Raw genomic sequence first — 23,753 nt, forward strand, 5'->3', positions numbered from 1 at the left:
GCGAACTCCCGGGCCCTACGGCGGGTCACCGAGCCACCGCCAGGCAGTAGGCCGCGTCCGTGGCCAAGAGGTTGCGGTGGGTGTCCTCGGCGGTGATGACACCGTCGTCCAGGACGAGGACACGGTCGGCGGCGTCCAGGAGGGCCGGGCTGCTGGTGATCACGATGGTGGTGCGTCCCCGGCGCAGCTTCGCGACGTTGCGCGCGATGAGCTGTTCGGTGACGGCGTCGACGGCCGTGGTCGGGTTGTGCAGGACGAGGACGTCGGTGTCGGCGGCGAGGGCGCGGGCCAGAGAGAGCCGTTGGCGCTGGCCGCCGGAGAGGTTCGCGCCGCGGTCGCGGACGGGGTGGTCGAGTCCCTCGCGGTGCAGGGCGACGACGTCGGTCAGCATGGACGCCTCGACGGCCTCGGGGAGCATCCGGCTGGTGCCCGACGGGTCGATGTTCGTGCGGAGCGTGCCGGCGAAGATCTCCCCGTCGTACGGATTCACCAGCATGTGCTCACGAACCGCCTCGATCGACAGGTCCGCGAGGTCCTGCCCGCTGACCCGCACCACTCCCTCGTAGGCGTGGGGCGGCACGCTCACGGCCAGGATCGACGCGAGGTCGGCCGCGGAGCGCGGCTGGTAGGCGGCGATCGCCACGAACTCGCCGGCGGCTACCTGGAAGTTGAGTTTGCGCAGCGACCCGTACCCGACGCAGTCGATCTCGAGGTCTCCGCCCGCGGCCGGGCGCCGCGGTCCCGGGGTCGTCACCGGCGGCGCGGTCAGCACCAGCGCCATCCGCTCGGCCGACGCGCGCGCCATCATCACGTACTTGGGCATCTCCGAGAACAGTTTGAGCGGTTCCATGATGAACTGCGCCAGACCCACGGCCATGACGAGTTCGCCGATGGTGATCCGGCCCTCGAACGCCAGCCAGCCCGCCGTGAGGGTCACGGCGGCGGCGAGGACCGCGTTGAGGGCCAGAGCGGTGCCCGCGTACACGCCGTTCACCCGGGCGACGGTGATCGCCTGGTGCTTGGCCTCGGTGCTGACGTTCCGGTAGGACCGGAACGCGGCGTGGTTGCCGCCGAAGCCGTGCAGCGGGCGCAGGCCGATGATCAGGTCGGCGACCTTGGCGCCCGCCCGTGCCACCCGGGCCTGCTGTTCGCGGGTACTGGCGCCGATCCGCTTCGACATCACGCTCAGGATCGACAGGATCGCGACGGTTCCCACGATCACCAGCAGGCCGAGCCGGACGTCGGCCAGGCCCAGCGCGGCCGCCGCGATCACGACCGCGACCAGCGAGCTGATCAGCAGCGGCACCACCTCGATGATGTCGGCGGTCTGGTCGGCGTCCTCGGTGGCGATGGTCAGCACCTCGCCGGACTTGAGGTCGACGTCCCTGGCCACCGGCTGGAGTCCGCAGGAGGCGACCCGCACCCGCCAGCGGTGCGCCTCGGTGGTGTTGGCCTTCTGCAGGATGCGCATCCCGAACCGCCACGACAGCGACACGGTCGTGATGATCACGGCCAGGGCGGCGATCGAGAGGCCGAGCGAGCCGAGGTTCCGGTCCCCGTTCATCGAGTGTTCGACGATCAGGCCGAGTGCGATGGGGAAGGCGGTCTCCCCCGCCTGGTACAGGCCCATGAGGACGGTGCCCCAGACCATGGCGCCGACGTTGCGGCGCAGTGCGGTCCGGAGGATGTGGGACCCCGGGTGGGGCCGCTGCGTGTCAGGAGTTGTCATCGAGTCAGGAGTTGTTGTCATCGAGGTGGCGGCTGATCGCTTCCGGGGTTCGCAGGGTGAACAGATCGCGGATCGTGATCACAGGTCCGTACTCCCGGCGGAGCAGCCCGATCAGCCGCACCGCCAGCATGGAGTGTCCTCCGAGGGACACGAAGTCGCTCACCGCGCTCACCTCGTCGTCGTCCAGATCCAGTGCCTCGGCGAAGAACTCGCACACCGTGGTCTCGGTCTCGGTCTCGGGGCCGCGCTCCGCCGCCGTGGTCAGCGCGCCCAGGGGCTTGGCCTCCGGCAGCGCCTTGGTGTCAGCCTTCCCGTTCACCGTGAGCGGGATGCTGTCGACCTGGGCGTAGTGCGTCGGACGCAGGAAGTCCGGCAGCCCGGCACCGACTTCGGCGGCGACCGCCGCGAGATCGGAGCCGTCGAGGACGAGGTAGGAGGCCAGCCGGTACGCGCCGTCGACCTGCGGGTCGGGCTGGGCGACCGCCGCGGCGAAGCGCACCGCCGGGTGCGCTGCGAACGAGGCCTCCACCTCGCCGAGTTCGACCCGGTGACCGCGGATCTTGACCTGTTGGTCGGTGCGGCCCAGGTACATCAGGTTCCCGTCGGGCCGCCGGATCACCAGGTCCCCGGTGCGGTACATGCGCTCGCCGGGTTCGCCGAACGGGCAGGCGACAAAGCGGTGCGCGGTCTGGGCGGGCTGCCCGAGGTAGCCGCGCGCGATGCCGATGCCCGACACGTACAGCTCCCCGGGCACGCCGTCCGGCAGGGGCCGAAGCCACGGATCCAGCACGTACACGTCCGTGTTGTCGATCGCCACTCCCACCACCGGGTCCTGGCATTCGAAGGTGCCGACGCCGAGGGTGTTGATGGTGTACTCGGTGGGCCCGTACAGGTTGTAGCCGACCGTGCCCTCGGTGTCGGCGAGCCGCTGCCACAGCGACGGGGTGACTGCCTCGCCGCCCAGCAGCACCAGCGCCGGGCGCCGCGCCGGATTGTCCAACAGCCCCTCCGCTACCAGCTGTTGGGCGTAGGTCGGAGTCACGTTGATGACGTCGATGCCGTGTTCGAGGCAGTACTCGACCAACCGGGGTGCGTCACGCCGCAGTTCCTCGTCGCAGATGTGCACCTCATGGCCGTCGGCGAGCCACAGCAGCTCCTCCCACGACATGTCGAACGCGAACGACACGGTGTGCGCGATGCGGAAGACCCGGTTGCCGTGCTGCGCCAACACCGGCTCGAATATCCGCCGCTGATGGTTGATCAGCATGTTGGTGAGCCCCGCGTACGCGGTCACCACGCCCTTGGGCTTCCCGGTCGATCCGGAGGTGTAGATCGTGTACGCGGGGTGCCGCAGACGGTCCGGGTCGTCCGGCGCGAACGTCGGATACGGCTCGGCCTCGGGCAGGGGGCGGTCCAGCTCGATCAGGTCCACCAGGTTGCCGGTCAGCCGGGGCGACACGGCGCTCACGGTGAGGACGACCTCCGGGCGGGCGTCCGCGACGATCGCGGCGATCCGCTCGTCCGGGTGGTCCAGCTCCAGCGGCACGTATGCGGCGCCGACGCGCAGCACGGCGAACAGCGCCACGATCGAGTCGAGGGAGCGTGGGATCGCCAGGCCGACGGTCGTCTCGGGGCCGATGCCGCGCCCGGCGAGCACACCCGCCACGGCGCGGCTGCCGTCCCGGAGCTCCGCGAAGGTCATGGTCGAGCCGTGGGCGACGAGCGCCACTCGCTGCGGGTCGCGGTCCGCCGCCTGGTCGAAGCGGTCGACGACGGTGTCCGTGCCGACGTCCGTACGTGCTCCCGGCGAGGGCTGGGACCCCAACCCCCGCAGCGCGCCCACCGGGCCGGTCGAGCGAGCCAGGTCTTCGAGCACGCGCAGGTAGTCGTCGAGGAGACGCCGAGCGTTCTCGGAGTCGCCGGCGCGGTGCTCCAGCTTGACCGTGAGCCGGTCGCCCGGCGTGACGACCCAGGTGAACGGATAGTGGGTGGAGTCGTCGGCCTTCACCGAGGTGATGCCGTGCCTGGCGTTCATCTCGGCGAACGCGTCCGGGTCCAGGAAGTTCTGGAGCACGAACAGGTTGTCGAACAGGGTGTCGTGTCCACTGGCCCGCTGGATCTCGCCGAGCCCCAGGTGGTCGTGCTCCATCGCCTCGACCCTGGCCGCCTGCACGGCCGTCAGGTACTCCCGGACGGTGTCGTCCGGCCGTGCCCGCGTCCACATGGGCACGGTGTTGAGGAGCACGCCGACGACGTCGCCCAGGCCCTCGCCCTCCCGGCCGGAGACGGTCACGCCGAAGACGGCGTCACTACGTCCGGTGTGCGCGCCGAGCAGGAGGCCGAACGCGCCGGTCAGCACGGAATTCAGCGTGACGCCGTGCGTCCTGGCCGCTTCCCGCAGCAGTTCCGACTGTTCGGCGGACAGGGTGTGCACGAGCGCGCGCGGCAGGTCGTCCGAGAGGGACGGCGCGGGTCCGGCGAGCAGCGTCGGGCCGGGAAGGCCGGCCAGGTGCTCCGCCCAGAAGCGCTCCGATACGGCGAGGTCCTTGGCGTCGAGCGCCCGGGCGTAGTCCTCGAAGCTCGGCTTGGCCGGCGCCGGGTCCAGAGGCTCGCCCGCGACGAGGGCCTGATAGGCGTCGAACAGGTCCCGCAGCACGATCTCGCGGGACCAGCCGTCCCACAGCAGCAGGTGGTAGCTCAGCAGCAGACCGTCGCGGTCGTCGGGCAGACGCACCACGGTCAGCCGGATCAGGGGTGGCTCACCCGGGTCGAAGCCGGTGTCGCGGTCCCGGGCACGCAGGGCACCGGCCTCCGCCTCGGTCGCCAACTCGACTGTCCGTACGGTGACTTGTCGCTCCGCGCTCAGGACCTGGACCGGGTTTCCGTCGTCGTCGGTGGTGAAGCCCGCCCCCACGACCGGGTGCCGCGCGATCACGTACGCCATCGCCTCGGCCAGCGCGTCGGCGTCCAGGCGCCGGTCGAAGGTGAACCAGCTCTGCGCGACGTAGTGTCCGGCCGTGCCGGCCATCTGGGCCTGGAAGTACAGGCCGCGCTGGAGCGGGGTGACCGGTGCCGTGCGCTCGGCCGTCGCGGAGGCGTCCGCGATGTGCTCCAGCGCGCTCAGCCAGTGCTCGGTGATCTCGTCGGGGATGCCTTCGGCGAGGGTGAAGGCCGCGTGCAGGCTTCCGGTGGCCGCGTCGGTCCACGCGTTGACCTCGACGGTGTAGGGGCTGCCCTGGTCGCCGCCGGTGATGTGCAGGGCCTGGGACTCGCTTCCCCGGCCGAGGTAGTTGAACAGCACCTGAGGGCGGGCGTCGAGCAGCGGGGCCGTCTGCGGGTTGAGGTACCGGAGTTGGCCGTAGGTGACGTGCGCGCGCTCGTCCGGCTGGCGTTCGGCGACCTCGCGCGCCGCAGCCACGGGGTCGGTGTGCGCGGTGAGCCGTACGGGGGCGATGGAGGTGAACCAGCCGACCGTGCGGGTGTAGTCGTGGTCTTCGAGGACCGGGACCCGGCCGTGCCGCTCCAGCTCGATCGCCAGATCGGTGGGCGACGGCTGGATGTGGGTCAGCGCGGTGCGCAGCGCGCCGCACAGCAGCTCGGTGAGACCGACACCGAGTGCGGCGGGCGCGGTATGCGTCACGCGGTCACTCACGTCGGGCGCGAGCACGACCGTGCTCGCGCGCAGCCCCTCGGCCGCGGGCAGCGGCGCGGATGCCTGGAGCGTGGTGATCCAGTGCCCGAGGTCGTCGGTCACCTGGGCGGACCGGAGCGTCAGTGCTTCGGCGTACTCGGCATAGGACGTGGTCGGCGGTGCCAGGGGATCTCCTCGCAGGACGGTGGCAAGGTCGTCCAGCAGGACCAGCCAGGACACCGAGTCGACGGCGAGGTGGTGCACGGTGACCACCAGGGTGCGGCTCGCCTCCAGCCACGAGAACGCGATGACGTCCCCGCACTCGGGGTCGAGGCGTCCGGCGGCTTCGTTCGCCGCCGTGGTCGCATCGGTCGTGTCCGGCCGTACGACGGTGACCTCGCGGGCGGGTTCGGTGCGCAGTCCCCACACCCCGTGCTCGACGCGCAGCCGCAACCGGAGGGCCGGGTGCGCTGCCACTACGGCGTTCGCGGCGCGCTCGACGTCGGCGAACCCGGTGCCCTCGGGCGCGGTCAGCTCCCTGGCCTGGGCGAACCGGGCGAGCGATCCGCCCAGTTCGCGCTGGCGCAGGATGATCGGCGTCGGCGGCAGGGGGCCGTCCTCGCGGCGGACCGGCGCCGAGGGCGCGGGCCGCGGTGTGCTCGTCGCCAGGTGCTCAGCGAGCGCGCGCGGCGTCCTGCACAGGAACACGTCCCGTGGCGCGATCGGCAGTCCGAGCGCCCTGGCCCGGTTGATCACGGTGATGGCGACGATGCTGTCGCCGCCGGCCCGGAAGAAGTCGGTGTCGGCGTCCACGTCGGAGCCGGGGAGGGTGTCGGCGAAGATGCCGACAAGTGAGGCCACCGCGGAACCACTCGCGGCCACCGGCGTTTCCTCCCGGGCAGCCCGCTCGGCCAAAGCCTTCCGGTCCAGTTTGCCGTTGACCGTCAACGGCAGCGCGTCGACCGGCAGCACCCGGCCCGGCACCATGTGCACGGGCAACTTCATGGACAGCGACTCGACGAAGTCCCCCGGCACCCGGCCTACCACGTGCGCCACCAGGTGGTCGCCGCTGTCCGCCACGGTGACGGCCGCGTCGACCACTCCGTCGAGTACCCTGACCGCGGCCTCGACCTCGCCCAACTCGATCCTGAATCCCTTGAGTTGCACCTGGTCGTCGGCGCGCCCTGCGAACTCCAGCTCGCCGTCGAGCGTACGGCGGGCGAGGTCGCCCGTGTGGTACATGCGGGAGCCGTCACCGGCGAACGGATTCGCCACGAACCGGCCCGCGGTGAGCCCCGGCCTGCCCAGGTAGCCGAGCGACACCTGGTCGCCCGCGACGTAGATGGCGCCCACCCGGCCCGGCGGAACCGGCCGGAGCCGGTCGTCGAGCAGGTAGGTGACCAGGCCGGGAATCGGACCGCCGATCGGGCTGACCTCGCTCCCGAGCGCGAAGTCCTCGCCGGTGAGCACCCGGTGGGTGACATGGACGGTGGTCTCGGTGATGCCGTACATGTTGACCAGCTCGGGCGCGGCGGTGCCGTGCCGCTCGACCCAGCGGCGCAACCGCCCCAGATCCAGCGCCTCGCCTCCGAAGATGATCCGGCGCAGGGCGGTGACCGGCTCGTCGGCACGCCGGTCGGCCTCGATGAACTGGTAGAACGCCGACGGCGTCTGGTTGAGCACGGTCACCGAGCGCTCACGGACCAGCCGGTGGAAGTCGACCGGGGAGCGGGTCAGCCCGTACTCCGGCACCAGCAGCTCACCGCCGTGCGCCAGCGCGCCCCACAGCTCCCAGACCGCGAAGTCGAAGGAGAAGGAGTGGAACTGGACCCACACGTCGTGCGGGCCGAAGTCCATGTCCGGCTGAGTGTTCGCGAGCAGGGTCACCACGCTGGAGTGCGGGACGACGACACCCTTGGGCCGGCCGGTCGACCCGGACGTGTAGATCACGTACGCGGGGTCGTGCCAACGGGCCCCGGGCCCCGGCTCGGTGGCGGCCGGCGGCAGCTCGTCCCCCTGCACGAGCAGGCGAGCCGACACTCCCGCCCGCGCCAGCAGTTCGGTGAAGCGGCCTTGCTGCTCACGTTCCACGAGGACCACCTGCGGAGCGGCGTCGGCGAGGATGTACTCCAGCCTCTCGTCCGGGTACGCCAGGTCCAGCGGTACGTACGCGCCGCCCGCGGTGACGATCGCGACCAGGGCGACGACCTGCTCGACGGAGCGCGGGACGGCGACGGCGACCCGCTTGCCCGGCCCGACCCCGGCCGCGCGCAGGGTCGACGCCAACTTGTCCTTCGTATCGGCCAGTTCGCCGTACGTCAGTGAGCGGGTACCGCCGTCGAGGGCGCACTGGGTGACGGCGGTGGCGGCCGGGTCGCGGTGCGCGGCGGCGTCGAACAGACCGCCCAGAGTCGTCGGGGTGATCCGCGCGCGACGCCGCTCGTCCTCCGGCGCCAGGTCGTCGACCAGGGCATCCGGGCGCGCGAGCAGGCCGGTGAGGGTGCGGGTGAACGTACGCAGGATCGCCTCGGCACTCGCCTCCCGCAGCAGCTCACCGTCGTAGATCAGGTTGAAGCGCGGACGGCCGTCGAGCGTGCGCTCCACCACCAGCGTCAACGGGTAGTGCGGGGCGCCCTCGTTCACGATGTCGGTGACGACCAGCGTGTCGTCGGGCCCGCGCAGGGCGTCCACGTCGGTCGCCACGTCGAACACCACCAGGGTGTCGAACAGCGAGCCCGCGCCGGCCTGGCGGCCGATCCTCGCCAGCGAGACGTGCTGGTGCGGCAGCACCGCGCTCTGGTGTTCCCGCACGGAGGCGAGCAGGTCGCGGGAGGTGGTCGTGCCGGTCCAACGGGCGCGTACGGGGATCGTGTTGATGAACAGGCCGGCCATGTTCTCGATGCCGGGCACCTCGGCGTCCCGCCCGGACACAGTGGAGCCGAACACCACGTCCGTGCCGTGCAGGAGGCCGCCCAGCGTCACCGCCCAGGCGCTGTGCACGGCCACGCTCAGTGGCACCCCGGCCGACCGGACGGCCGCGTCGATGTCGTCCTCCAGCTCCACGGCGGTGTCGGCGAACCGGTCGGACGGGGTGTGCCCCTCGGCGATCAGCGACGGGCCGGGCAGCTCGGCGAGCTGCTCGCCCCATACGCGGTCGCTCTCGTCCTCGTCGCGCCCGGCGAGCCAGTGCACATAGTCGGGGAATCCTCCGAGCGGGTACAGGGTGCCCGGCGCGTGGTACTCGGCCAGCAGCGCGCGGAGCATCGGCGGCACCGACCAGCCGTCGGCGATGATGTGGTGCACGGTCTGCACCAGGACAGTCCGGCCGGAGCCCGCGCGGATGAGCGTGTACCGCATCAGGGGGCCGGTGGCCAGGTCGAACCCGGCGCGGCGGTCCCGCTCGGCCAGGTCGCGGATCTCGGCGTCGGTGATGCCGGGGCGGTCCAGCGTGGTGAAGGGCGCCTCCATGCCGCTCTCCAGCACGGAGACCACACGGCCGTCGGCGAGGGCCACGAACCGCGCGGCCAGGTTGGGGTACAGGGTGAGCAGCCGGGTGGCCGCCGCAGCAAGCCGGCCGGCGTTCACCTCGCCGTCCAGGGTGAGCAGTTGCTGCTCGACGTAGGCGCCCGCCGAGTCGTCGTCGAAGACCGAGTGGAAGTACAGGCCCTCCTGCAGCGGGGTCAACGGCAGGATGTCCCGCAGCGCCGGTCCGTCCAGGGCGTCGACGTCGTCCTGCGTCAGCCGCACCAGGCCGAAGTCGCTGGGCGAGTGGCCGCCCTGTTCGAGCGCGGACAGCCCGGCCAGGGCCACCCGGAAGTAGTCGCCGAGGGTGGTGATGTCCTCGTCGGTGAACATCCCGTCCGGCCAGGAGATCGTGGTGACCAGCTCGTACTCGCCGCCGGTGGGGGCGGGTTCGGCGATCGCGTTGAACTCCAGGGCGCGCGGCAGGCGCATCCTCGGGTCGCGCTTCTCACCCAACTGGCCTGTGGTGGAGGCGAGTTGCCAGTCACCGGTGGCGCCCGCGTCGAAGCGGCCCAGGTAGTTGAACAGCACCTGCGGTGCGGGCGCGTCGAAGTCGGTGTGGGTCAGGTAGCGCAGGGCGCCGTAGGAGATTCCGTTGTCCGGAACCCGGGCGAGGTCTTCCTTGACCGCCTTGAGCGCGGCGCCCAGGTACTCGGGTGCGGTGAGGTCGGCCGCCGCGCCGGGGTCCACGGTCACCGGGAACAGGGTGGTGAACCAGCCGACGGTCCGCGACAGTTCCGGCTCGAAGCCGGCGGTGCCCGCCACGAACTGTCCCTCGCGGCCGTGGCCTTCGAGTTCGATGTGCGCGAACGTCTGGTCCTGGCCGAGGTCGCGGCGCCATCGGGCCAGGGTGACGGCGAGCGCGGTCAGCAGTACGTCGTTGACGCCCGCGTGGAACTTCGCGGGAACCTCGCCCAACAGCGCGGCCGTGACCTCCGGGCCGACCGAGACGGTCCGCATACGCTCCCGCGCGACGGTGTCTGCTTCGGACAGCGGGCGCCTGCCCACGGGTTGGTCCGCTCCCGGCAGGGGACGTCGGTAGGAGGAACTGTCCGCGTCGAAGGCCGCGCTCTCCAGCAACTGCGTCCAGCGCCGGAACGACGTGCCCACCGAGGGCAGTTCGATCGGCGCGCCCGAGGCGCACTGCCGCCACGCCGTGGCCAGGTCCTCCATCAGGACCCGCCAGGACACGCCGTCGATCACCACATGGTGGGCGACCAGGACCAGTTGACGTGCTTGGCGGCGCCAGACGGCACGCAGCATCACACCGCCCGCCGGGTCAAGCCCGTCGGTGGCGAGCGCGACGCACTCGTCGAGCGGTCGGTCGCTCTCACTCCATACGGCTGCGGCCTGGTCCGCCGCCGGGATGTCGAAGCTCCAGCGGTCCCCGCGCACCAGCTTGGCGCGCAGCATGTCGTGCCGCCCGAGCACGGCGGCGAGGATCTCGTCGAGACCGTCGGCAGTCAGGTCCGCCGGGGTGTTCAGCACCACCGACTGCACGAAGCCGTCGATCGCGTCCGTGGTCTCGCCGAGCCACTGCACGATGGGCGATCCCACGACGGAGCCGGTCGCGACATCGCCGTGGTCCACGGTGGAGACGTCCTCACGGCTCGCCACCGCCGCCAGTGCCCCCGCCGTGCTGTGGGCGAAGATCTGCCGTGGCGTGACATGGAGACCCGCGTCCCGCAACGCGCTCAGCAGCGAGATCGCCAGGATGCTGTCTCCGCCGAGCTGGAAGAAGTCCTGGTCGACGCCGACCTCGTCCAGCCGCAACACGGACGCGACCGCCGCGCACACCGCGCGCTCGTTCTCGGTGCTGGGCGGTATGAGGGAGCCCGTTCCGATCGCGGGCTCCGGCAGCGCGTTGCGGTCGAGCTTGCCGTTCGGGGTGAGCGGGAACTCCTTCATCACGACGATGTGGGCGGGGACCATGTACTCCACCATGTGCGCGGTGGCCCACGCCTTGACCTCGTCGGCCCGCAGGTCCTCGCTCCCGGTGGCCGGGATCACGTAGCCCACCAGGTAGGTGCCGCCGGCCGCGTTCTTCTTCGCGACGACGCAGGTGTGCCGTACCCCGGGGTGTTCCGCGAGACCGACCTCGACGTCCTCGATCTCCAGCCGCATACCGCGGATCTTGATCTGGTTGTCGGCCCGGCCGAGGAAGTCCAGGGACCCGTCCGGGGCGAACCGTGCGAGGTCACCGGTCCGGTAGAGCCGGGAGCCGTCGTCGGCGAAGGGGTTCGCCACGAACCGGGAGGCGGTAAGGCCGGGCGCGCCCACGTACCCGCGTCCCAGGAGGAAGCCGCCCACGTACAGTTCGCCGCCGACGCCGACCGGGACGGGGCGCAACTCGTCGTCCAGCACGTACAGCTGAGTGTTGGGGTTGGCCTTGCCGATCGACGTCGACAGGCGTTCCGCCGCGCCCCGGTAGATGACGTGCGAGACGCCGATCGTCGTCTCGGCCGGGCCGTAGCCGTGGTACATGGGGATGTCGAGCCGGGTGCGGAACCGCTCGTACAGCTCCGGGGTCAGCACCTCGCCGCCGCACCACACGTGCCGCAGGCTGTCCAACTGCCCGGAGTCGCCCGCGATCTCCAGCAGCACGTCCAGCATGGACGACACCAGGTAGGTGAAGGTGACGCGCTGCTCGGCGATCACGCTCAGCAGGTGGTGCGGGTCGCGTTCGCCGCCGGGCCGCAGGACCACCAGCCTGCCGCCGGACACCAGCGGCAGGAAGATCTCGTTGATGGAGATGTCGAAGGACAGCGGCGCCTTGAACAGCGACGCGTCGTCGTGGCCGAAGCCCAGGATCTCGTCGACCTGCCACAGCAGGCGCTCGCTGATCGCTTCGTGCCGGATCATCGCGCCCTTGGGCCGCCCGGTCGAACCGGACGTGAAGATCACGTAGGCCAGGGCGTTGCCGGGGACGGTGATCCCTGTCCCCTCGGCGGGGCGGGATCCGTACCGCCAGTCGCCCAGGTCGACGGCCACGGCTTCGGGTTCGTCCGGGTCGTGCTCGCCGGAGTCGTTGAGCTGCAGCACGACCCGGGCGTCCTCGATGACGACGGCCCGGCGCGCGGCGGGCCACCGCGGATCGAGCGGCACGAACGCACACCCCGCCTGGAGCACACCGAGCAACCCGATCACCATGTCGGCGGAGCGGCCCAGGGAGATGCCCACGACCTGTTCGGCGGTGAGCCCGCGTTCGATCAGATGGTGAGCCAACTGACTCGACAGCTCCGCCGTCTGACGATAAGTCAGCGATCGGTGCTCGTCGACGACGGCGACGGCGTCCGGCCTGCTCCGCGCCTGCTCGCGGAACATCTCCACGATGGTCGGGCGGACCCGGTCGGCCCGGGTGTCGTTCCACTCGGTCAGTGCCTCGAGCCTGGCCGCCGGTCCGGACGGGCCGATGGTGCCGATCGGCCGGTCCGGGAAGTCGGCCAGGTCGTCCAGCGCGAGCTGCGCTTCGGCCGGCACGACGTCTTCCGGGACGGCGATGCTCCAGCCGCCGGCCCCGTCCGCGCCGGTCTCCCAACCGCCGGGCCCGTCCCCGCCGTTGTCGACCCAGCCGAGGACGTCGGCGAACAGAGTGCCGGGGGTGAGGTCGATGCCCTCAGGGCTTCGGCCCGTCGCCCAGTACGACAGCCCGATGGCGCACGCTTCGGCGACGGTCCTGTCGGAGAAGTCGCCGACTCGCCGACGCACGTCGGCCAGGCGCGCGGGAGAAAGCAGTACGAGACGAGCGCTCGGTTCCACCATCGAAGACTCAGCGCCCCTTCCAAGGCATGAAAGTCGGCCTAACCTGCTCAGGGATCCACTCGGGGTGACTAACTACCTTCTCGCCAGGCCCGCCACAGCCGCGCGTAGCGGCCGCCCAGCGCCACCAACTCCTCGTGCGTTCCTTGCTCCACGACGCGTCCCGCGTCCAGCACGGCGATCCGGTCCGCGGCCATCGCCTGGGTCAGCCGGTGCGCCACGAACAACGTGGTCCGGCCCGCGCACGCGGCCACCACGGCCCGCTCCAGTGCCGCGGCGCCCTCGCTGCCCGCCTCCGCGGTCGACTCGTCGAGCACCACCACCGGCGAGCGGCCCAGCACGAGCCGGGCCAGGGCGACCTGGGCGACCTTGGTGACGTCCAGGCGCTCGCCCCCTTCGCCGACCAGGGTGTTCAACTTGTCGGGCAGCGCGTCGACCCAGCCGTCGGCGCCGACCGTGCGCAACGCGTCCAGCAGCTCGGCGTCGGTCGCCCCCGGCGCGGCCAGCCGCAGGTCGTCGGCGAGCGAACCGGAGAACACGTGCGTCTCCTGCGTCAGGATGCTGACCAGGGCCCGCGCCCCGGCCTCGTCCAGACCGGCGAGGTCGGTCGACCCGACGCGCACCGATCCGGCCTGCGGTGTTCCGATGCCCGCGATCAGCGCGGCCAGGGTCGTCTTGCCCGCGCCCGTCGCCCCCACCAGCGCGAGCGAACCGCCCGCCGGGATCGTCAGGTCGACATCCCTCAGGACCGGCTCCTCGCTGCCGGGATAGCTGAACGTCAGTCCCTGCACGGTCACCGGGTACGGCGCGGTGTCCGCCGCTACGACGGCCGCGTCGCCCACCAGCCGGTCCTCCGCGACCTCCCCCAGCACGCCGACCAGCCGGGTCAGGCTCGCGCCCGACTTCTGCGCCTCGTCGAAGGTGAACATAATGGAGCCCAGCGGGGTGAACAGCCGGTGGAACATCAACGGCGCCGCAGACACCTCGCCCAGGCTGGCGGCATCGGCCTCCAGCAGGGCGTACCCCACGACGATGATCAGGACCAGTCCGATGAACTCGGCGCGGTTCTCCCTGCCGACGAACCTGCCGAAGAACCGGAACACCTCTATACCGAGTTCGCGCACCCGCCACGACTCACCGGTGACCTTCTCGCGGAACGCGCCCTCAAGACGGTACGCCCGGACCGTGTCGATCCCGTTCAGACCGCTCATCAACGCCTGCGCGCGGTCGGCCTGGGCCACCCGCTGCTTCCGGTAGAGCGGGGCGGACCGGGGCAGATACCAGCGCAGGGCCAGCGCGTACGCGGGCAGCGCACCGGCGCCGGCCAGGCCGAGCCGCCAGTCGAGGCCGAACATGCCGGCCGTGGCGATGGCGACCAGGACCCCCGCGGAGAACACCGTGGGGACGGCCGTGCGGATGCCCTTGGAGATCACGGCCACGTCGTCGCCGACCCGGGACAGCACGTCCCCGCGGCCGACCTGCTCGATGCGTGCGCTCGGCATGCCGAGCACCGCCCGGACAGCGCCTTCCCGCAGCCGCGCCAGCAGGTCCGCGCCCAGCCGCCCGATCAGGTAGGTCGACACCGCGGTGGCCGCCGCGCCGAGCAGCGCGGCCGCCACCATCCACACCCCGACCGTGACCAGGACCGAGCGGGACTCGCCCTCGACGACCGCGTCGACCACCCGGCCGAGCAGGAGCACCGGGAGCACCTGGAGCGCGGCCCCGGCCACCGTGGTGAGCACGGTGGCGACCGTCAGCCATGGCACCTCGCGGCAGTGCGCCGCGACCCATCGGCCGGCCTCGCGTCCGGTCGCCGTGCGCAGGGTCGCCGGGGCAACGCGCGTGTCGGTGGCGCTCACACCTACCCGGCCGACTTGACGAGTTCGTCGATCGCGTACGGCATGGACAGCAGGGTGCCCTGGGAGATGGCCGCGCCGACCGCCGGGCCCTCACTGTCCAGCAGGTACGACACCTTGCCCTTCTTCACGGCGTCCAGGTTGGCGAACAGCTTGAACTTCTTCAGGGCGTCCGTGTCCGCCTTGTCGTTGATGACGAAGATGTGGTCGACGTCGACCAGGTCGATGCGCTCGGGCGAGAGCTTGGTGTAGAAGCTGCCGTCCGCGACCTTGTCGATCTCGGTCTGGTACGTGAAGCCGATGCCCGTCACCAGCCGTCCGCGCACGTCGGTGGAGGTGAACGGCGCAACGGAGTTCTCGTACCAGGACAGCGCGACGGCCTTCTGGTCGGCGAACTCGGGGTGCGCCTTCTTGGCCGCGTCGAGTTGGCCCTGGATGTCCGCCACCATCTTCTCGCCCTCCTCGGCCTTGCCGAGCGCCTTGGCGATGTGCAGCGCGTTGTCCTGCCAGGGCGCGCTGAACGGCTCCTTCTCGGCCTTGGTACGGCCCACCGTCGGCGCGATCTGGGAGAGCTTGTCGTAAGCGGCCTGATCGATCTCGGAGTAGACCGCGATGATCAGGTCGGGCCGCAGGGCGGCGATCTTCTCGTAGTTGGGGCCGGAGTCACCATTGGCCATGATGACCTCGGGCTTGGTGTCGCCCCACTTGTCCTTCACCCAGGGCCACTGGGTGTTGATGTCGGGGGACCGGCCCGCCGGGTTCGGGTACTGGTCGACCATGCCGACCGGCTTGATGCCGAAGGCCAGGATGGTCTGGTCATCCGTGTAGCCGACGGAGACGACCCGCTCGGGAGCCTTGGTGACCTCGGTGGTTCCGAAAGCGTGCTCCACGGTGACCGGGAATGCGCCGGCGGCGGCGGTCGTGGTGCTGTCGCCCGCCTTGTTCGAGCCGGACGAGTCGGAACCACCGCATCCCGCGAGGAGGCCGACGCCGAGGGTCGCGGCGGACAAGAGGGCCGCCAGCCGCCGGGATCTCTTGAGCGTCGTTCGATGGAGGAGCATGCGAAATCCCTTGCTGTCGCGCTGTCCACTGCGCCCCCGTCTAAGGGCAGGCAAACCTTACCGTGCGCAGGTGAGGTAAGCCTAGCCTTACTCGCATAACTTCACGAGGTATCAGTCCAGTTGGACGTGTGTACGGCCGATCGGCACGATGAGCGGCCGGTCGCCCACCGGATCGTCGATCACCTTGGCGCGCAGTCCGAACGCCTCGTGCAGCAACTCGGCGGTGATCACGTCGCGCGGGTGCCCCTGCGCCAGGATCGCCCCCTCCCTCATCACCACGAGGTTGTCGCTGTAGCGCGTGGCCAGATTGAGGTCGTGCAGCACCATGACCACGGTGCACCCCGACTCGTGCAGGTCGTCCACCAGGTCGAGCACGTCGATCGCGTGGGCCAGGTCCAGGTAGGTGGTCGGCTCGTCGAGGAGCAACAGGTCGGTTCCCTGAGCCAACGTCATCGAGATCCAGACGCGCTGACGCTGTCCGCCGGACAGCGAGTCGACCGGACGGTCGGCCAGGTCGGACACCCCGGTCATGGCCAGCGCCCGCTCCACGACGGCGGCGTCGTCGGACGACCACTGCCGCAGCCAACTCTGGTGCGGATGACGGCCCCTGGCGACCAGGTCGGACACCGTCAGCCCCTCCGGCGCGACCGGTGCCTGCGGCAGCAGGCCGAGCTTCTTCGCCACATCCCTGGTCCTGAGCTTGACGATGTCGTCGCCGTCCAGCACGACCGTCCCTCTGGTCGGCTTGAGCAGCCGTGACAGGGTCCGCAACAGGGTGGACTTCCCGCAGCCGTTGGGACCGATGATCGTGGTGATCACCCCGGGCGGGATCGCCACGTCGAGACCGTCGATGACCATCCGGCCGCCGTACCCGACCGTGACGCCCCTGGCTGCCAGCCGCGAGGCGTCACGGACCCCGGACTCGATCTCGGTGATGTACTGAGCGACCACGGGATCCCCCTGCATTAGGTCTGCCTAACTTTTGTACCAGCTATCGGAGGTTCGCCCGCACCAGCAGATAGACGAGGAAGGGGCCGCCGATCGCGGCGGTGACCACGCCGACCGGGAGACTGATCGGCAGCGCCGTGCGCGCGACCAGGTCCGCGCCGATCAACAGCAACGCTCCCACCAGGCCGGAGGCGACCATCGGCGGCGTCGGGCAGCGCGCCAGACGCATCGCCACCTGCGGCGCCACCAACGCGACGAACGGGACCGGGCCCGCCGCGCTCACCGCCACGGCGGCCAGCAGGACGGCGCACAGCAGCAGCACGGCCCGCACCATCGCGTACCGGACGCCCAGGCCCGCGGCAACCTCGTCGCCGAAGTGCATCGGCTTGAACTGGAACGCGGCACACGACACGACGACCAGGAGGACGAGCGAGCACCACAGTGCCACCCACACCTCGTCCCACGACCGGTTGTCCAGCGAGCCGACCAGCCACGCCTGGGCCCGGGCCACATCCCTGATGTCGGCCGTGACCAGCAGCCAGGTCGTGATGGCCTCCATCACGGCGCTCACGGAGATGCCGATGAGGATGAGCCGGAAGCCGTCGATGCCGCGCCGCCACGCCAGGAAGTACACGAGCAGGCCCGTGCCGAGTCCCCCGGCGAGCGCCGCGGCGGACAGGCCCACGGAGTTGACGATCGCCGCGGAGGCTCCGCCCGACACGGTCACGAGGAACACCGAGACCGCGCTCGCGCCCCCGGTGATCCCCAGGATGTCCGGGCTGGCCAACGGATTGCGCGCGATGGACTGCGTGATCGCCCCGGACACCCCCAGGGCGATGCCGACGACGAGCCCGGCCAGGGCGCGCGGCATCCTCAGGTCCATGATCACGAACTCGTCGACCCGCTCGCCCCCGCCGAAGATCGTGGCGATCACCCGGGACAGACCGATGGGGAAGTCCCCGACGCCGATGGACACGCAGAACACCAGGAAGGTCGCCGCCGCCAGCAGAAGCGTGACGGACACGAACCAGGGTCGCCACACGAAAGACACCTGGCCGAGCCGCACGCCCGGCGCCACCGAGGGCTTCACGTGTGTCCCGTCCGGCTTCAGGTCTGTCCCGTCCGGCTTCAACTCTCTCCCGCTCATGCGTTCTTGAACTTTCCGCGCCACACCAGAACGGCGAAGAACGGGGCGCCGAGGAGGGCCACGACGACACCGGCGTCCAGCTCGCCCGGCCGCACCACCAGGCGCCCCACGATGTCGCAGACCAGCAGGATGATGGCTCCGAGCAGACCCGCGTACGGCACCAGCCAGCGATAGTCCGGCCCGGTCAGATACCGGGCCACGTGGGCCACCATGAGCCCGAGGAACGCGATGGGGCCGCACGCCGCCGTCGCCGCACCCGCCAGCAGGGTGATGGCCACGATGCCGACGGTCCGGCTCAGCGCGATGTTCGCGCCCAGCCCCCGCGCCACGTCCTCGCCCAGGTTGAGCAGGTTGATGGTGGGCAGCGTGGTCAGCGCCAGCACCAGGCCGACCGCGATGAACCCGGTCACCGGCCAGATGACGTCGAATCCGACACCTGCGACGGAACCCGCGTTCCAGAACCGCAGCGCGTTCAGCGAGGCCTGGTTGGACAGCGCGACCGCCGTGGTCATCGCCATGAGGAACACCGTGATCCCCTGCCCGGCCAGTGCGAGCGTCAACGGGTTGCCGGCCCCGCGCCCGATGCTCGCCAGCCCGAACACGACGACACCGGCGAGGGCCGCGCCCAGGAAGGCGAACCAGACGTACTGGAACGGGTTGGAGAACCCGAACACCGCGATCACCGACACCACGGCGAACGAGGCGCCGGTGTTCACCCCCAGCAGGCCCGTGTCGGCGATCGGGTTCCGCGTGTAGCCCTGGATCAACGCCCCGGCGATCCCCAGGGCGACGCCCGCCACGATCGCGAGCACCGTCCGGGGCACCCGCACGGTCTCCACGATGAGCCTGATCTCGGTGAGCCGCTGGTCGGAGTCCGGCGCCGCGAACAACCCGTGCCACACCTCGGCGGGACTCAGCGCGCGCGCCCCCACCGCCAACGACACCGCCCCCGTGATCACGAGGATCACCACAAGCGTGCCCAAACCCACAACCCGTCGCCGACGGGCCTCTGTTGTGCCCCTGGGCGTGGAGCGCTCCACTGTCGTCGTGCCCATGTCGAGGTACGTTATCCCTTTGCTTTCACGGGGGTTGCTCGGTGCCGCGCCTGTTGGGTGCGGTACCACCGGGCGGGGCGGGGCTGTGGGGGGGGCGGGACCGGCGGCGGGCTAGCGGGCGGTGCTGCCGATTCCGTCGGCGACCGGACGGGCCTGGCCGGATGCGGACTTGAGACCCCGGCCGAGGACCGAGTCCAGGATTTCGCCGACCCTGATCGCGGTGTTGGACAGCAGCGGCGAGGTGATCCCGTGCGTGTGCTCCGTGCCGCCCTGCAGGTAGATGCCGCAGCGCAGGTCGGGTTCGGTCGCGATGCGGTAGTCGCGCTCGACGCGGACGCGGCCCTCGTCGTCGCGCAGGCAGCGGTCCGCGACCTCGCCGAGCAGGCCAATGGGGTCGGCGGGGCTGTAGCCGGTGGCGAAGACCACGACGTCCGCGTCCAGGTCGGTCTCCTCGCCGGTGACCAGGGACGTCACGGTGGCACGGACCCTGTCGGGCGTTTCCTTGACGTCGGTCAGCCGGGACACGTTGAGGAAGCGCAGCCGCTCGGTGCCGAGGACCTTCTCCCGGTACATCTGCCCGTACAGGTCGTCGATCAGGTCGATGTCCACCACGGAGTAGTTGGTGTTGCCGTGGTAGTCCATCAGCCGGCGTTTGACGTCCTCGGGCGCGGCGAAGTACTCGTCGACCGCCTCGGGGTCGAAGATCCGGTTGGCGAAGCTGCTGTCGTCGGCCGGGCTGTAGCCGTAGCGGGAGAAGACCGCGCAGACCTCGGCCCCGGGGAAGCGGCGGTGCAGGTAGGCGACGTTCTCGGCGGCACTCTGCCCGGCACCCACGACGACGAACCGGGAGGGCGAGGTGCCCTCCAACCCGTCGGCCTTGGCCAGCAGTTCGGAGTTGTGCCAGACGCGGTCGCCGCGCTCCACACCCTCCGGCACGAGGGGACGCAGACCGGTACCGATGACGAGGTTGCGGGCCCGGTGCACCGCGAGCCCCTCCCCCGACCGGACCGTCACGTCCAGGTACTCCACGGCTCCGTCACGGACGACGGGCGCGACGCCGACGACCTCGTGGCCGTAGGAGACCATGTCGTCGACCTGGGCGGCGGCCCACTCGAAGTAGTCGTGGAACTCCACCCGCAGCGGGAAGAGGTTCTTGTGGTTGATGAAGTCGATCAGCCGTCCCTTGCTCTGCAGGTAGCAGAGGAAGCTGAACTCGCTGGACGGGTTCCGAAGCGTCACCAGGTCCTTGAGGAAGGACACCTGCATGGTCGCGTCGTCGATCAGCATGCCTCGGTGCCAGCCGAAGCTCGGCTGCTGCTCGAAGAAGTGAGCGCTGATCGCCTCCTGCCCGCCGACGCGTGCGTTGTGCTCGCTGAGTGCGATCGCCATGGCCACATTGGACGGTCCGAAGCCGATGCCAATGAGGTCGTGGACCGGTGGTACGTCACCAGGAAGAACCTGCGACATGTCACTCCCATCGTGCGGGGCAGTCGCCTGCCGGGCGTGGGGAAAGCACGAAAAGTGGCACGCCGACGGAGCGACTTGCCAAGAACTTAGGTGAGCCTAAGCTAATCCTGTGAGGGTGTCGATAGGGCGAAACGGACAGTCGGTTCGCCGATTTACTCCGTCAACTGGGCAGCCACGCAAGGGCATTGCACACTAAGGTAAGCCTTGCTTTACTGCTTTCGGTCATTCCCTGCTCTGAGGAGGAACCCCCATGCGGGTCGCCATGCTCGGTTACCAGACGTGGGGGCACCGCACCCTGCAAGCCCTCCTGGACTCCGAACACGACGTGGTCCTGGTCGTGACGCATCCCAAGAGCGAACACGCCTACGAGAAGATCTGGAGCGACTCCGTCGCCGACCTCGCCGAAGAGCACGGCGTCCCGGTGCTGATCCGCAACCGCCCCGACGACGACGAACTCTTCGAGCACCTCAAGGACGCCGACCCGGACATCATCGTGGCGAACAACTGGCGGACGTGGATCCCTCCGCGCATCTTCGACCTCCCGCGCCACGGCACGCTGAACGTGCACGACTCGCTGCTGCCGAAGTACGCCGGTTTCTCCCCGCTGATCTGGGCCCTGATCAACGGCGAGCCCGAAGTGGGCGTCACCGCGCACATGATGAACGACGAACTCGACGCCGGCGACATCGTCCGGCAGGAGGCGGTCCCGGTCGGACCGACGGACACCGCAACCGACCTCTTCCACAAGACCGTCGACCTCATCGCCCCGGTCACCATCGGCGCACTCGACCTCATCGCCGCCGGGCAGACCGAGTTCACCAAGCAGGACCGGTCCCAAGCGAGCTTCTTCCACAAGCGGTCCATCGAGGACAGCCGCATCGACTGGACCTGGCCGGCGGCGGACCTCGAACGCCTGGTCCGCGCCCAGTCCGAGCCGTACCCCAGCACCTTCACCTTCCACAAGGGCAAGCGGCTCGAGGTCCTCGCCGCCGTGGTGTCCCAAGGGCACTACGGCGGCACCCCCGGCCGGATCTTCTACCGCGAGGGTGACGGCGTGGTGATCGTCGCCGGAGCCGATGCCCGCACGGGCCGCAACCCGGGCCTGGCCATCACCCGCGTGCGCACCGAGGACGGCCGGGAGATGCCCGCCACGGAGTACTTCATCTCCATGGGCGGCTACCTGACCAGCCGCCCCTGACGGACCGGCGGCCAGGCCTCAACGGATGGTGGACGACTGCCCCGGCCACCGACCCGCCGTGAGCAGATACCCGCTGGCTCCGAGCAGCGTCGGCTCGGACTCGGTGCGCCGGTTCGCCGCCAGGACGGCTCGCGGCGTTCCGGGTCGTCCAGCCAGTCCTCGACGCCACCATGCCAGGCGACGCCGCCCTCGACGCCGTACTGGCGCCCGACGGCGAGCCCGGCCTCGGTGAACTCGGCCGGCGTCTCTTCGGGGCGGGCGAAGCAGACGACGCTCGGGGCGGTCGGAGGTGCCGCCGTGGACGGCCGTGCGGCTGTGGCTCCAGGTGACGGGCGTGGCCGCGGCGCACGAGGAACTGCGGGGCGGGGGCCTCGACCTGGTGCGACCGCCGGTCGACCTGCCGGCCGGCCATCCGATCCGGTGCCGGCCGGGGATCTGAGCTCAGCACTGCCGGTGCTCCCAGCGCCGGTCGGTGCGGGTCAGTTCGCGGAAGCCTGCCGAGGTCAGACGGTCGATCGCCGCCTGGTCGGTCGAGGGTTCGCAGGCGAGGAGACGGTCCACCCCGCACAGGCGCAGCCAGTCGGCGGCCTGGCCGAGGAGCCACTGTTCCAGGCCCGTGCCGTACGCCCCCGAGTCGATGTGCAGGTTGCCGATGTCGGCGAGGCCGGCGGCACGGGCGTGCCGTTCCGGGCGGGCCAGGGAGGTGTCGACCTCGATGAAGCCGAGGGCGCGCCCGCTGTCGTGCGCTGTGAGACGGGTGCCGCACTCCCCCAGCGTGCGCTGGACGGTGATGCCCGGGCGGGCCTCGGCGGGTGGCAGGTCGGGCACCCGCGCGATCAGGATCACCTCCGTGTCGCCGACATGCCGAAAGCCTGCACGTTCGAAGGCGGCACGGATATGCGGCCAGTTGCGGGGCAGGCCGTACACCGCGGGTGCGGGCACCTCTCCGCCGGCGTACCGGGACCGTACGTTCCACCGGGCGAGCTGGGCCAGGCAGGCGCCCATCAGCACGTCGGCGGCCTCGTCGGCGTCCGGCCGGAAGGAGGCCGGCGGATGGCACAGAAACCAGTCGATCTCCCCGATGTCCCGGTAGGACTCGCCGACCTCCGGGCCGGACCGGTAGCGCAGCAGATGCGCGGCGGCGATCACGTGGTCGCGCTGCTCGGCGACGAGGGTGACACGTTCGCTCACCCACGGGTCGGTGATGAACTCATCGGGCTGCCGCTCCAGGGCACTGAGTACCGTGTTCGTCGAGACGGAGACGCCGGGGACGACGGCGGCGACATGCGCGTTGACCAGGTCGGTGAGCTGGTCGCGATCGTCGCGGCGGAAGGGGCGCACCGTGAGCGCGGGCATGCGGGGACCTCCGGGTCCTGAGGGATGAGCGCTGGAGGCCGCCATGCGGTGCGGTACGGGGTGAGGGTACGGCGGTCCGTGCGCCGCGCGCCACCCTGTTGCCGCCGGATGGCCGGGGCCATGGCCCGGGCTTAGCGTGCTGGAGGGGGCCGCAGAGCAATTCGCTCCGGGAGGAACACCATGAAGTTCGACAAGCCGGTGACCGGTGGCCCCTGCTGGACGGAGCTGGGGACCGACGACGTGGAGGCGGCCAAGCGGTTCTACGCGGAGCTGTTCGGCTGGCGCCCCGAGACGGATCGGCGCGCGGAGGCCGGGGGCTACACCGTGGCGCACCTCGGCGACGCGGCGGTCGCGGCACTGACCCCGCTGTACCAGGAGTCGCAGCCGGTGGCCTGGAACGTGTCGTTCGCGGTGACGGACGCCGACGCCGCCGCGCGGAAGCTGACCGAGGCCGGCGGCACGGTCCTGGTCGGACCGATGGACGTGTTCGACGTGGGCCGTTTCACCGTGGCCCTCGATCCGGCCGGCGCGGCCTTCCAGCTCTGGCAGGCCCGGTCCTTCCCGGGCGCCGGACTGTTCAACGCACCCGGTTCGCTGGGCTGGGTGGAGCTGATGACCCGGGCCCCCGAGCGGGCCGTGGCCTTCTACACGACGGTGTTCGGCTGGAGCGTCAACGCCTCGGAGCACTACACGCAGTGGGGCCTGGACGGCGCCGACTTCGGTGGCATGGTGACCATGGACGACAAGTTCCCGCCCGAGGTGCCGCCGCACTGGCTGCCGTACTTCGCCGTCGAGGACGTGGACACCACCACGGCCACCGCGACCTCGGCGGGCGGGACCGTCCTCATGGAACCCACCTCCGTCCCCGACGGCCCTCGCATCGCCGTACTGCGGGACCCGCAGGGAGCGGTGTTCGGCGTGTACCTCGCGGGAGACGAGGGCTGAGAAACGGGAACGCGGAACAACGGGATAACGGGATGCGGACGGTCACCGGGGCCGTATAGCGTCCGAGGCGTGCGTTGAT

The 23,753-nt window shown here is 70.8% G+C and carries 12 protein-coding genes; 3 read left to right on the plus strand and 9 right to left on the minus strand.

What is annotated here, in order from left to right:
- Window positions 1-25: 25 nt before the first annotated feature.
- From AQJ46_RS00795 to AQJ46_RS00830, 8 genes are all read right to left on the minus strand, one after another.
- Complete coding sequence (locus AQJ46_RS00795) at window positions 26-1,729, minus strand: ABC transporter ATP-binding protein (RefSeq protein ID WP_059203702.1); 1,704 nt, start codon at window positions 1,727-1,729, stop codon at window positions 26-28.
- A 4-nt stretch (window positions 1,730-1,733) separates the two neighbouring features.
- Complete coding sequence (locus AQJ46_RS00800) at window positions 1,734-12,644, minus strand: non-ribosomal peptide synthetase (protein WP_059203703.1); 10,911 nt, start codon at window positions 12,642-12,644, stop codon at window positions 1,734-1,736.
- A gap of 68 nt (window positions 12,645-12,712) precedes the next feature.
- A complete protein-coding gene (locus AQJ46_RS00805) occupies window positions 12,713-14,500 on the minus strand; it encodes an ABC transporter ATP-binding protein (RefSeq protein WP_059203704.1) in 1,788 nt (595 codons plus the stop codon).
- Between the two features lie 2 nt (window positions 14,501-14,502).
- A complete protein-coding gene (locus AQJ46_RS00810; protein ID WP_059203705.1) occupies window positions 14,503-15,558 on the minus strand; it encodes an iron-siderophore ABC transporter substrate-binding protein in 1,056 nt (351 codons plus the stop codon).
- Between the two features lie 111 nt (window positions 15,559-15,669).
- Complete coding sequence (locus AQJ46_RS00815) at window positions 15,670-16,509, minus strand: ABC transporter ATP-binding protein (protein WP_059204358.1); 840 nt, start codon at window positions 16,507-16,509, stop codon at window positions 15,670-15,672.
- 40 nt (window positions 16,510-16,549) lie between these two features.
- Window positions 16,550-17,653: a FecCD family ABC transporter permease gene (locus AQJ46_RS00820; RefSeq protein ID WP_059203706.1), complete on the minus strand. Its 1,104-nt coding sequence runs from the start codon at window positions 17,651-17,653 to the stop codon at window positions 16,550-16,552.
- Window positions 17,650-18,708 (minus strand): FecCD family ABC transporter permease, encoded by a 1,059-nt coding sequence (locus AQJ46_RS00825; RefSeq protein ID WP_059203707.1) that lies wholly within the window; start codon window positions 18,706-18,708, stop codon window positions 17,650-17,652. Before AQJ46_RS00825 ends, AQJ46_RS00820 begins: the two co-directional genes overlap by 4 nt.
- 111 nt (window positions 18,709-18,819) lie before the next feature.
- Window positions 18,820-20,175 carry a lysine N(6)-hydroxylase/L-ornithine N(5)-oxygenase family protein gene (locus AQJ46_RS00830; protein ID WP_059203708.1) on the minus strand — a complete coding sequence of 452 codons (1,356 nt, stop codon included), beginning with the start codon at window positions 20,173-20,175 and terminating at the stop codon, window positions 18,820-18,822.
- Between the two features lie 250 nt (window positions 20,176-20,425).
- Between AQJ46_RS00830 and AQJ46_RS00835 the strand changes: the two genes are divergently transcribed.
- Entirely contained in the window at window positions 20,426-21,373 is a 948-nt protein-coding gene (locus AQJ46_RS00835; protein ID WP_059203709.1) for a methionyl-tRNA formyltransferase, read from the plus strand.
- Between the two features lie 289 nt (window positions 21,374-21,662).
- Window positions 21,663-21,812: a hypothetical protein gene (locus tag AQJ46_RS55270; RefSeq protein ID WP_159063969.1), complete on the plus strand. Its 150-nt coding sequence runs from the start codon at window positions 21,663-21,665 to the stop codon at window positions 21,810-21,812.
- A gap of 2 nt (window positions 21,813-21,814) precedes the next feature.
- Here the strand turns inward: AQJ46_RS55270 and AQJ46_RS00840 are convergent, their stop codons facing one another.
- Window positions 21,815-22,729 (minus strand): GNAT family N-acetyltransferase, encoded by a 915-nt coding sequence (locus tag AQJ46_RS00840; protein ID WP_059203710.1) that lies wholly within the window; start codon window positions 22,727-22,729, stop codon window positions 21,815-21,817.
- Window positions 22,730-22,909: 180 nt separating this feature from the next.
- Here AQJ46_RS00840 and AQJ46_RS00845 point away from each other — a divergent pair, with 180 nt between their 5' ends.
- Window positions 22,910-23,674 (plus strand): VOC family protein, encoded by a 765-nt coding sequence (locus AQJ46_RS00845; RefSeq protein WP_059203711.1) that lies wholly within the window; start codon window positions 22,910-22,912, stop codon window positions 23,672-23,674.
- The last annotated feature ends 79 nt before the right edge of the window (window positions 23,675-23,753 follow it).

Origin of the sequence: Streptomyces canus, from assembly GCF_001514145.1 — a bacterium.
GTDB lineage: Bacteria > Actinomycetota > Actinomycetes > Streptomycetales > Streptomycetaceae > Streptomyces > Streptomyces canus.

Excerpts from the sequence above, each read along its gene's own strand:
- AQJ46_RS00810 (WP_059203705.1), bottom strand. The coding sequence starts at position 15,558 with ATGCTCCTCCATCGAACGACGCTCAAGAGATCCCGGCGGCTGGCGGCC.
- AQJ46_RS00845 (WP_059203711.1), top strand. The coding sequence starts at position 22,910 with ATGAAGTTCGACAAGCCGGTGACCGGTGGCCCCTGCTGGACGGAGCTG.
- AQJ46_RS00800 (WP_059203703.1), bottom strand. The coding sequence starts at position 12,644 with ATGGTGGAACCGAGCGCTCGTCTCGTACTGCTTTCTCCCGCGCGCCTG.
- AQJ46_RS00830 (WP_059203708.1), bottom strand. The coding sequence starts at position 20,175 with ATGTCGCAGGTTCTTCCTGGTGACGTACCACCGGTCCACGACCTCATT.
- AQJ46_RS00825 (WP_059203707.1), bottom strand. The coding sequence starts at position 18,708 with ATGGGCACGACGACAGTGGAGCGCTCCACGCCCAGGGGCACAACAGAG.
- AQJ46_RS00820 (WP_059203706.1), bottom strand. The coding sequence starts at position 17,653 with ATGAGCGGGAGAGAGTTGAAGCCGGACGGGACAGACCTGAAGCCGGAC.
- AQJ46_RS00835 (WP_059203709.1), top strand. The coding sequence starts at position 20,426 with ATGCGGGTCGCCATGCTCGGTTACCAGACGTGGGGGCACCGCACCCTG.
- AQJ46_RS00840 (WP_059203710.1), bottom strand. The coding sequence starts at position 22,729 with ATGCCCGCGCTCACGGTGCGCCCCTTCCGCCGCGACGATCGCGACCAG.
- AQJ46_RS00795 (WP_059203702.1), bottom strand. The coding sequence starts at position 1,729 with ATGACAACTCCTGACACGCAGCGGCCCCACCCGGGGTCCCACATCCTC.